Raw genomic sequence first — 11,272 nt, 5'->3', positions numbered from 1 at the left:
GAAATGCTTATGTGCATTGTATTAAAATCTGATTGATTTGCTTAACCTATAATCTGGCTTTACAATGAATATAAGTGTTAAAGCACATTATGAAAGGAGGATGTATCCATGTCTCCAGTGTTAAGTTGGATTGTTTCACTTATCATTTTTGCGATTGTTATCGGTGCCGAAGCGACACTAATGAAACGCATTAAAGGCGACTTTAACTTAATCGTTCCAGTCATTGCAGTCTTATTAATGACAGGTCTGTTTATCACAAATGTATTGAATATTCCATTCTTTATACTCTTTATTATTGTCAGTGCTTTCTTTGTATATAACTTATCAGACGGTACAGTCAAAGGGTTTAAAGGATTTCAGCGCTAAATCTCTTCAACATATCCAATCAAATTGGGTATGTTTTTTTATGCATTTCAGACTGTCTGGTGAATTATGATACGATAATCATAGTAAAAGCGGTAAAGGAGGGTAGCATCATGCGTCTTGCGTTTAGTCTTGTAGGTGTTGTTGTATTGTATCTAGCGGCATTCTTTTGACAGAATTATATTATCCAGCATACTAACAAAAAATATAAGTTTGTGGTCCCCATACTCTTCTTGATAATTATGCTGGTCTTGCTTTTAACAAAAATCATTACGTTTTCTACTTTTATCATTTTCTCAGTAATAGGTGCCTTGCAGCTTTTTGGTTTAGAACAGCAACTCAAACGTAATAAACAAAATAAAGCTTTGGCTAAGAAGAAAGAACATAACGAGAAATCAGATCTTAAATAAAGGAGCATCTTAATTATGTCAGATAGTGTTATGCACTGGATTATTCCGATTTTGGCACTTATCATTGCGGTCATTTTACAAAAGCTGGTCGCATCCAAACTCGGAGGCAATTGGAAATTTATCGTTCCTGTCATTTATTTAATTGTGATGATTGGCTTTTATATTGCCCATCTCTCATCACTTTCTTCAACAATCATTTTGATCGTATTGGGCGAATTCTTTATCGTATCGCAAGGTTATAAATCCGACCGTTCACATGATGAAACCGCCTAAAAACAAAGGAGAAGCGACACATACATTGTGCTGCTTCTCCTTTGTTTATCAAATCTTTAAAAATTCATTTGTTTAATTCTATGTGCTTGTTCTGTCTTTTCATCTGCTTCTCTTTGTTCACGCTCTTGCAAATTCGTTTTATAGGATACCGGCTCTTCTGGTTTAGCCATTGCGTGATGCAGCGGTTCAATATTGCGATGGCGTTTATCTCTGCTGTTGACCGCATAGAAATGTTCTCTGCGTTTCTTTTCTTCTGATGCTTCATTTAGATTAGAATCTTGCTGAAGATATTTCGGACGGTTCTTCACTTCATAATAAATACGTCCGATATATTCTCCCATAACACCGAGTGAAATTAATTGAATACTGCCTAAGAATAGAATCGCAAAAATAGTTGTGAAGTAACCTGGTGCTTTAATGCCGTTAAATAGGATTAACAAGAAGTTGATTAATAGATAAATGATACTGATACCAAAGATACCAATACCGAAATACATAATCGTACGCAGCGGCTTATTGTTAAATGAAATAATACCGTCTACGCCGTAATCTAATAGTTTAAAGAAGGACCACTTAGAATCCCCTGCAATACGCTCTTGGTTTTCATATTCAATTGTTTCGGTTTTATAACCGACCCAAGAGAATAATCCTTTAGAGAAACGCTGTGTTTCATCTAATTCAGCCAATGTTTTGACAACACGCTGGCTAAGCAAGCGGAAATCTCCGACACCGTCTTCAATCGGTACATCTACAAAGCGGTTAATCAATTTATAATAACAATGCGTCATCAATTTACGCGTCGCTTTTTCGCCTTCTCTGTTGCGTTTTGCGATAACTTGGTCTGTACCATTTTCTAAATACTTTTCAATCATTTGCGGAATCAATTCAGGCGGGTGCTGCAAATCACCGTCTAAGATAATGACCGCATCTACATCTTGGCTTTGTTCCAAACCAGCATACATTGCTGCTTCTTTGCCGAAGTTTCGGCTGAATTCGATATATTTTACATGTGAATCATACTTACTATAATCTTTCACCATTTCAATCGTACGATCTTTACTGCCGTCATCCACAAAGAGCAGATCGTAATCGTAATGTTTCGCTTTAGAATCTTGGTCTAATACTTTTCTTAGTTCTTTGTATGTGTAATTGATAACATCTTCCTCATTAAAACATGGGATTAACATTCTTACTTTAACCATTCTATAGCTCCGTTCTATTTTAAAATGTCGCCACTTAATATACATCATTATGGGTTATTTCATACTATACCCGCTTTTGAACATTAAATTTAAACATCTCCTGCTTTTCAATGCATATCTATGATTTTGATTCACATTATACGTGATAGCTCTAGGTTTTTTCTAATAAAACCTTACATTTTTACAGAAACTAAATATTATTAATCTCATTGAAATAATAGCCTTAGAATTAAGATAGAAAAGCATAAAAAAAGCCCGAAGGCAAGGGCTGTACCGTTTGCCTTCAGGCTGAAAATCTACCTTTTCAAAGGATGACAGGCTCTTAATATAAGCCTTTTGTTTGGTTGCTTGTATCGATATAGATATTTTTAACTTGTTGATAGTTTTGGATAGCTGCTTTGTAAGTTTCACGGCCGATACCTGATTTTTTGTAGCCGCCGAATGGTGCGCCTTCAGGTACTTGGTTGTAAGTGTTGACCCACATACGGCCTGTTCTTACTGCGCGCGCAACTTTTAATGCACGGTTGATGTTTTCTGTGAATACACCGCCGGCAAGACCATATTCTGAATCGTTCGCGACTTTAATTGCTTCTTCTTCGTCTTTTACTTTAATTACTGTTAAAACAGGCCCGAAGATTTCTTCTTGTGCTAATTTGTTATCGTTATTGTCTACAGCAATGATTGTTGGTTCGAAGAAGTAGCCGTTCGCTAATTCGCCTTCTGTTTTACGATTGCCGCCGACTAAGATTTCAGCACCTGATTCTTTTGCGTAATCTACATAGCTTTGGATTTTATCCATTTGTGCTTTACCTGTTTGAGAACCCATTTGGATACTTTCATCTAATGGGTCGCCGACTTTAATACGTGCGAATGCATCTTTAAGACGATCCATTAATTTATCATAGATGCCTTCTTGTACAAGTAATCTTGAACCTGCACTGCAGACTTCGCCTTGGTTGAATAAGATACCTAATTGGATACCTTCAACAGCAACATCTAAGTTTGCATCGTCTAAAATAATGTTGGCTGATTTACCGCCAAGTTCTAATGTTGCAGGAACAAGACGTTTTGCTGCTGCATCCGCAACTTGATAGCCGACATCTGTTGAACCAGTGAATGATAATTTGTCGACACCTTCATGGTTGAAGATTGCATTACCAGATTCAGAACCTTTACCAGTTAAGACGTTCACAACACCGTTCGGTAATACTTCTTGGAAGATTTTAGCTAATTCAATTAAGCTGAGCGGTGTAGAAGATGATGGTTGAATTACAACTGTATTACCTGCCGCAAGTGCTGGTGCCAACTTCCATGCTGCTAATAACATTGGGAAGTTCCATGCAACTACTGCACCTACAACACCGATAGGTTCATGGCGTACAATACTCATGACATCCTCGCTCATATCATTGACTGTTCCTTCATCTGTATCGATGACACTTGCGAAGTATTCGAAGTGGCGTGCTGCTAATGGAATATCGATTGTTGATGTTTCACGGATCGGTTTACCGTTATTTAATGTTTCAATCATTGCGAAACGGTCTTTTTGTTCGCGTAATTTATATGCGATTTGACGCAATAATGTTACACGTTCTTCTTTTGGTGTTTTACTCCAGCTGTCAAAAGCTGTTTGTGCAGCTTTTACTGCTTTATCTACATCTTTTTCAGATGCTTTCGCAACTTTTGTTAAAACTTCACCTGTTGCTGGATTGGATACTTCAATTGTACTTCCTGAATCACTTGGTACAAAATCACCATTAATAAATAAATCATAACTGTCTTGGATATAATCTCTAACATTTACACTCATGATTGAAATCCTCCTCATAAAGTTGATTGATTTATAGCTCAAGGCGATAGAAATAAGACATTCACCTTGTTAAAACCGTGGGTAATTCGTTTTTCGTTGTATTTTAATTATCACATAACTAAATATGTTCGTCATATAAAGTGCTTACAAACTGAAATACAACGAAAAAACTCTGCCGCAACAGCAGAGTTTAAAAGTGTCGATCAGATTATTTAACATGTGTTAATTCTAATTGATGCACAAGATGTTTCAACATCGCATTTGTTGGTGTCGGAATACCGACTTGTTCGCCATAAGCTTCGATTTGACCGTTAAGGTAATCTACCTCTGTAAGACGGCCGCTGTATAAATCTTGGTGCATTGACGGATGATGCAAACCTTGTTTATCAGCTGGATACGCACCTTCGATTTTATGGATAATCGTATCGTTATCAAGTTCAATACCTTTGGCTTTTGCGACCGCAACAATTTCACTTACAACTAGTTGAACCATTTCTCTTGATGCTTTGTATTGCGCAAACTCGATCAGATTTTTATCTAAAATCGTGCAAAGCGGATTCAATACACAGTTCAATGCTGCTTTATACCATACTGACTGCATCACTTGCTGACTGACTTTAGGATTCAAACCTGCATCTTCAAAGACTTTATTGATTTCATGTGTACGTTCGCTTTCTTTGCCGTCGATACGTTGGAAATCAATTGTACCTGTACCTTCTAATAACAATTGGCCCGGTCCTCTTAATCCGGCAGTCCACATTGTTACTGCAAGGTAGATTTGTTCTGGCGGTACTACTTTTGAAAAGCGTTCGTCATGTCCTAAACCGTTCATCATTGTTAAGACTGCTGTATCTTTTGTAATGGCACCTTTGTCTTTTAATTGCGTTAACATTTCAATTGAATGCATCGCTTTTGTTAAGATAATCACTAAGTCATATGAATGTTTAACATCATCAGGTGTAATCATATTGGCATCTACAGTATACGTATCTGTTTCTGTTTGAATTTCAAAGCCGTTTTTTTGAACAGCTTCTACATGTGGTTTCCAATCATCGATAAATGTAACATCATAACCTGCTTGTTGAATTTGTGTCCCTACACGGCCACCCATAGCGCCTGCTCCGGCAACTGCAATTTTCATTTGAATCTGCTCCTTATTTTGTTATTTCGATAGAAACATTTCTATCGAATCTAATGGTGTTCATTTACATTTTAGCACAATCATTTTACTTTGTTAGAATTTTATGACAACTACAAGTTAAAAATAAGCCGGCATTTTGCCGGCTTAACCCTACTATTTATGAGTTATTTTGTTCTTTCTTCTTCGTATAATAATAGATTGGAATACCTAATAATGTAATCACAATACCGATCATCGCAAGTAATGTTTGTGTGAACAATGTATTAATTAACACAAAGATACCGGAAACAATTGCGATTAAAGGTACAATCGGATAAAGCGGTACTTTGTAAGGACGTTCCATTTCAGGTTCTCTTCTTCTCAACAAAATGACTGCCACGAATGCCATTGTGTAGAATGTCCAGATTACGAAAATCAACATATTCGTAATTGTATCGAACGCACCTAATGACATCATAATATAAGCAATAATCAATTGTACTAAACCACTGGCCCAAGGTGCTTGGCCTGGTGTTAATTTTAAGAAGAAGTTTTTGAACGGCAATCCATTACGTTCAGCCATTGCATACGGTACACGCATACCTGTCATTAAATAACCGTTAAGCGCACCATAAACTGACACCATAATACCGATTGTGACAATCTTGCCTCCGCCGTCACCGAAGATCATTCTTGATGCTTCGCTTGCAGCGTTTAAGTTGCCGCTGATTTCTGATACCGGCAACGTCATTAAGAAGACAGCATTGATTAATAGATAAACAACCATTACTGCCCCTAGTCCGATTGTAATCGCACCCGGCAAGTCGCGTTTAGGATTCTTCAACTCTCCTGCAATTGTTCCGACGTGCATCCAGCCGTCATAAGCGAACATTGTTGCAAGCAAGCCTGCACCTAACGCTGTAAAGAAGCCTTGATGCTGACCTGAATCAATAGGGAAGAGCGAGAATTCAACTGTCGTATCTTGGAAGAAGCCTACGGCTACAATCAAGATAATCGGAATCAATTTGATTATGAGCGTAATAGACTGAAGCATTCCGCCAGCCTTTGAACCTAAGCAGTTAATGAAATAAATCGATAACGCCGTCAACATTGCGACAGGAACAATTAAACTGTCTTTCATATCAAACAAGTTTACAAATTGTGTCGCAAAGACGATTGCTAATGCTGCAATATTGGCCGGGAAATAAATAAATGCTTGCGCCCAGCCTGATAAATAACCCCAGAAGTTGCCGTAAGTATACTCGATGTATTTGACAAGTCCGCCTGTTTCTGGGATTGCGGCTGCTAATTCAGCTGCTGTTAAACCTGCACAAATGGTCACCAAACCACCCAGCAGCCATACAAACATTGCCATACTTGTTGAGCCTGTCGCTTCGGCTACACTGGAAACTTTGAAGAAGACGCCTGCGCCTATTACAGTTCCCATTACTATAGAAATCGCTGAGAAAAAACCTAAATTTCGTTTTAGCTCATTCTGATTACTCATTTCTATCTATCCTCCATTTACTCATGCATGATAAGCAACTAGAGAGACGCCTTACATTATTAAGACAGTATGTCGCAGCAAAAATAAAAGACCGCTCGCACAACTTCTATCCGATGAAATAAGATCGATACCATCTGTTGTGTTACACAGCCGCTCATTTTACTAACCCCGTTGAATTCGCTGTTATACTGAAAAATAACTCCTATTTGTCTCTGGTTACTTTTTCCCCTTCTATAATGTGTGAACAACGCATTCTTTTACAGTTTAACGTACGCCAGTATAAACGGCAATAACAATATGTTTAAACCTATTTCAATCACATATCATTAACATCTTAATACTATATCGCCATCCATTTTATTTGTTATTTTGCATCTCCTTTTAAAATTGACGGCTTTTCAAATTTCTTACACAGGTTGTATTTCCACTTATCACGACATATTAATCACAAAAATTTTTATTTCACACATATAAAATGAAGGCACCCTCTGCTGTACAAGCAATTGGATACCTTCATTTTCAGTTATATTTTATTTTCTAAAGTCGCAGCTTTTTCTTCTTTCACCGCATAGTTATTCAATACCATTGGGTATAAAGTATTTCTTCCGACAATAATTCTGATATAAGGGAAGAAAGACAAGACAATCGCAAGTCCCACACAAAAGCCTAACGTAAAAATAGTTGTCAGCGGGAAGAAGAGCACTGGATATTTTACAAATGATGCTAAGCCTCTTGAAATATGTTCTACAATAATCTGATGCGACAAGTAAATGAAAAACGATATCTCACTGATCATATAAAACGCTGTTAAGTGGAAGCGACCCAGCATTTTCGATAAAGCAACCACAAGCAAGAAGAATGCGACTGTAAAGATAAATAAGTCCGCACGATTCGACTCGTTTAATTTAATTTCCAAATAGAAGAAGTCAAACGCAATCACTAACGCGCTGAGCACGAGTATTAAAACAACATACCAAATTTTAGCTTTGACATAGGCCATCACTGTATCGTAGTACTTTCCTAAATAAAAGCCGACAACAAAATAAAAGAGCCAGTTTAAAATAATCGTACGATTATACGGCGGATAAAACTGATCCCAAAAATGCAAATACGCTGTACTGTAATACATTAATACTGCATGAGTAAAACTGATAATCAGCGATATCACTATCGGAAGTAATGGTTTCATCTTGTTTAGAACTTTGTAAAATAACATGTGCAAAACAAAGAATTGGAAGATAACCAACACAAACCATCCGAAGAATTTTCCTTCCAGCAATATGTTAATCAACAAATATTTCAGTGTGAAATGCTTGCTCGGGTCAAAATAAATTTCAAAGATGACAAACAATGCAAAACAAAGATAAGGCACTAAAATAAACTTGATGCGTTTGGTCAAAAAGTTCTTGGGTATGGAATTAGAGTAGCGCATACCCAGCAGCATCTCAGATAGCATGATGAAACATGGTGTTGCACTTAACAAAATTACTTGAGTATAACTAACGGCTTTCTTTTGGAATTCAGAAATATGCGGATCATTGATAAAGCCGGTCATCGCATGCACAATTACAATAATCACACAGAAAATGGTCCGTGCATAAGTCAGTTCTATTTTCTTCTTCACTTTGACGACTCCTTCTTTCAAATTTTTAAAACGCTTTCTTATTTCAGCACATAAAAAAGCCTTTAAATATCTCCAATGAAATATTTAAAAGGTGCTTACTTCTATCAAATGTACATAATCCTCTTTATTGTATGTAAAAATCAAAGTTTCCGCAATATAAATCGCAATATTATTAAGTTCTCTTCGATTTTTAAAGCGCATTAAAAAAGGCTTGCACTCACGTACAAACCTTTTAGAAAAATTTATAGTAAATCATATAATTCTTGCAGCGCAATTTCATTGTGCTTTTGACCTTTAAATGTTTCATATGGCGGAATTTGACCATTCATAAAGCTCTTAATACTTTCACCTACAGCTGTCGGTGTATTCTCCGTCAGCATTCCGAAATCACCATATCTCAATACATAACGGTTAGCCGGAATGTTAGAAGCCAATGTATGCACACCGATTGTCAACGCTTCAAGCAAGTCCATAGACTGTCCTTCATAATGCGATGTTAACGCAAATAAGTCACATTGGTTCATAATATTGAATGGATTGCGTTTTTGCCCGACTAAGAACACATGCGCTTCTAAATCTAATTTGGCGATCAGTTTTTCCAATTGGCCGCGCAAAGGACCATCGCCTAAAATATAAAGCTTCGCATTTGGATTTTCTTTTACCGCATCCGCAAAGCCTTCAATTAAAATATCGAACCCTTGCTCAGGTGATAAACGTCCCATTGCCATCACTTTAAAGTCTTCTTCATTAAACGGCACACTCGCAATTTCACCCTTGTTTAAATACGCTAAGACCTTTTGCCCTTTATGCATAAAGAAGTCTGTTGCTTCATCTTTTAATTGATTAATGCGTGTCAGGTTAATGGTATTCATTGCTGACGTAAATTTATCTTTAGTTTTAGATGTAGCTAAGTTCGCTTTGTTAATACGACATGTCTCTTCAGATACACTCACTAAATAATCAAAGCGATTGTAAAGACTGATGACACCTTTTAAATTTTGATAGTGCGGGCGGACACCCTTCACTGTACGATTCATATCGCTCTTAATATCACTGTGCAGATAAATCAGTTTTCTCTTAGAGTTTGTGGCTAATAAGATCTTAGACCAAAACATAGAGTATCCGCTGAAATCAATCACATCATCAAACTCTGAAATACCAAAAATCTTTCTGAACTCACGTTCAAATGCCTCATCAGGATAAACCGCTTCTTCCAACACTGACTTAACCCCTCTGTTCTTCACAAAGGTATCTCTGTACTTCTCAAGTGTAGTTGCTAATAAAGGTCCTTTTCGTAAAATAATACGAACATTCTCATTCACTTCTTTTAAGTTGCTGATGATTTCACGGTTTTTCGTATTATTTAAAAAGATCGTCACGTCGTAGACATCGTAATCAATGTTTTCAAGCAGATTTATCGCTGAAGTCGTAATACCATTATTCTTCATTCCGCCTGGATACATTAATATTTTCTTTTTGTTATTGATTTGATTGCTGGTAATCGGTTGGAACATCTTTTCAACTAAACGTTGTGTGACCTTTCCATCTTCATAAGGAACATAAAGTGATTTGAAGCGTGCATATTTGTCGCGATATACCGCTTCGTTATCTTCTGCCGCATTTACCGCAGATACTAAATCTTCCACATTATAAACAGAAGGTCCTGGTAATAAATCAGTCTCGATATATAAACCGCGATCACTGTGATAGTCTTCATAGTCTGGCGCATAAAAGACAATCGGCTGATCTGTAACTAAATAATCAAAGAAAATACTAGAGTAATCTGTGACTAATAAATCTACTGCACCAAGTAATTCATTCGTATCAAAAGCATCCGGCACTAAATACGGCTTCAATTCTTTATATTTCAAGGCTGTTCGATATACAAACGGATGTACTTTCACAATCACTTGATAGTCTGTTTGTTTTTCAAGTTGCTGTACCATTTCATAAACATCTGCGACACTGTCTTCTGGTTGATTCACATTAGTACCGCGCCAAGTAGGTGCGAATAATAATGTCTTTTTCTTCTTAAGTTTCAAGCCGCTTTGTTTCAATCGCTTATGCACGGCTTTTTTATCACTATTTAATGTTAAGTCAATACGCGGATAGCCGATCTCAGCTAAATCTCCGTTATATAACCCTTTTAGACTGAACGCTCTTTTGAATACTTCAGTCGTATGCGGATTAGGACTGATTAAAATATCCGAACTCAAAAAGTTCTTAATGATATTTTGGGAACCGGCTAAATTATCTTCTACATCAAGCCCCATTGCTTTAATCGGTGTCCCATGCCATGTATTCACATACACTTGATTCGGCTTTTTCGTAAAGTAAGCAGGGAATGTTGAATTGTTAATAATATATTTAGCAGTTGTCAGTGCCTCTAAATATTCATCACTTTCCTTAACAATAAAACGGACATGCTTCACTGATTTAAATTTTTTCGTATACTCTTTTTGTTTCTTTTGTGAATCCACGATCCAAATATGCTCAAGCTTTTTATATTGCTTATCTTGAAGCAAATACTTGAATACCGCATAAGGGCTATCTGTCATACTCTTGCCGTCTCTAGCTTGATACAACACTTGATGATCCTTCACTTCATTCTTCTTATAGAAATTGGCATACTTTGTTGTTTTTGCCACATACTTGCTTTTCAATTTTGACCTTACCGGCTGCTCGATAAACTTATATTTCCTTTTCGCTTGATTAAGTATAAACCCACTGATTTTATTCAATGAAAACACCTCTATCTCTCTTTATGTTTACATCATCGAAAACATTTGACATGATACCTAAAAAAACATATGTAAAATATTAAATCCTCATGTTTTTTCGAAAATACATTAAATTTAAGAATACATCTTAAATTTCACTTAAATCATAGTTTCTTTCATAAAATTATAACACTTATTGAAAGCATTTACATTCAATTATAAAAAAAGAACTCTGCTTAAAAT

8 protein-coding genes are annotated in these 11,272 nt (G+C 36.5%); 2 read left to right on the top strand and 6 right to left on the bottom strand.

Going from position 1 to position 11,272, the window contains the following annotated elements:
* Positions 1-108: 108 nt before the first annotated feature.
* Positions 109-366 carry a hypothetical protein gene (locus MUA90_RS02010; protein WP_114604456.1) on the top strand — a complete coding sequence of 86 codons (258 nt, stop codon included), beginning with the start codon at positions 109-111 and terminating at the stop codon, positions 364-366.
* Positions 367-788: 422 nt separating this feature from the next.
* Positions 789-1,046, top strand: a complete 258-nt coding sequence (locus MUA90_RS02005; protein ID WP_262587997.1) for a hypothetical protein — start codon at positions 789-791, stop codon at positions 1,044-1,046.
* A gap of 56 nt (positions 1,047-1,102) precedes the next feature.
* Here MUA90_RS02005 and MUA90_RS02000 read toward each other — a convergent pair whose 3' ends face one another.
* The 6 genes from MUA90_RS02000 to MUA90_RS01975 form a co-directional block, all read right to left on the bottom strand.
* Complete coding sequence (locus MUA90_RS02000) at positions 1,103-2,248, bottom strand: glycosyltransferase family 2 protein (RefSeq protein WP_114604453.1); 1,146 nt, start codon at positions 2,246-2,248, stop codon at positions 1,103-1,105.
* A 322-nt stretch (positions 2,249-2,570) separates the two neighbouring features.
* The gene (locus MUA90_RS01995) at positions 2,571-4,058 is read right to left on the bottom strand and encodes an aldehyde dehydrogenase family protein (RefSeq protein ID WP_262587994.1); all 1,488 of its coding nucleotides are present in this window, start codon (positions 4,056-4,058) and stop codon (positions 2,571-2,573) included.
* Between the two features lie 208 nt (positions 4,059-4,266).
* Positions 4,267-5,199 (bottom strand): ketopantoate reductase family protein, encoded by a 933-nt coding sequence (locus MUA90_RS01990; protein ID WP_262587993.1) that lies wholly within the window; start codon positions 5,197-5,199, stop codon positions 4,267-4,269.
* Between the two features lie 157 nt (positions 5,200-5,356).
* Positions 5,357-6,685 carry an APC family permease gene (locus MUA90_RS01985; RefSeq protein ID WP_262587991.1) on the bottom strand — a complete coding sequence of 443 codons (1,329 nt, stop codon included), beginning with the start codon at positions 6,683-6,685 and terminating at the stop codon, positions 5,357-5,359.
* A 523-nt stretch (positions 6,686-7,208) separates the two neighbouring features.
* Positions 7,209-8,309, bottom strand: a complete 1,101-nt coding sequence (locus MUA90_RS01980; protein WP_262587989.1) for an acyltransferase family protein — start codon at positions 8,307-8,309, stop codon at positions 7,209-7,211.
* 242 nt (positions 8,310-8,551) lie between these two features.
* Positions 8,552-11,050: a glycosyltransferase gene (locus MUA90_RS01975; protein WP_262587987.1), complete on the bottom strand. Its 2,499-nt coding sequence runs from the start codon at positions 11,048-11,050 to the stop codon at positions 8,552-8,554.
* Between the last annotated feature and the right edge of the window lie 222 nt (positions 11,051-11,272).

It is taken from the genome of Staphylococcus sp. IVB6181 (assembly GCF_025561445.1).
Taxonomy (GTDB): domain Bacteria; phylum Bacillota; class Bacilli; order Staphylococcales; family Staphylococcaceae; genus Staphylococcus; species Staphylococcus simulans_B.
Note: the sequence above shows the minus strand (reverse complement) of the source record. Positions and strands in the feature narration are given on the sequence as shown.

Excerpts from the sequence above, each read along its gene's own strand:
- MUA90_RS01990 (WP_262587993.1), bottom strand. The coding sequence starts at position 5,199 with ATGAAAATTGCAGTTGCCGGAGCAGGCGCTATGGGTGGCCGTGTAGGG.
- MUA90_RS01985 (WP_262587991.1), bottom strand. The coding sequence starts at position 6,685 with ATGAGTAATCAGAATGAGCTAAAACGAAATTTAGGTTTTTTCTCAGCG.
- MUA90_RS02000 (WP_114604453.1), bottom strand. The coding sequence starts at position 2,248 with ATGGTTAAAGTAAGAATGTTAATCCCATGTTTTAATGAGGAAGATGTT.
- MUA90_RS02010 (WP_114604456.1), top strand. The coding sequence starts at position 109 with ATGTCTCCAGTGTTAAGTTGGATTGTTTCACTTATCATTTTTGCGATT.
- MUA90_RS02005 (WP_262587997.1), top strand. The coding sequence starts at position 789 with ATGTCAGATAGTGTTATGCACTGGATTATTCCGATTTTGGCACTTATC.
- MUA90_RS01995 (WP_262587994.1), bottom strand. The coding sequence starts at position 4,058 with ATGAGTGTAAATGTTAGAGATTATATCCAAGACAGTTATGATTTATTT.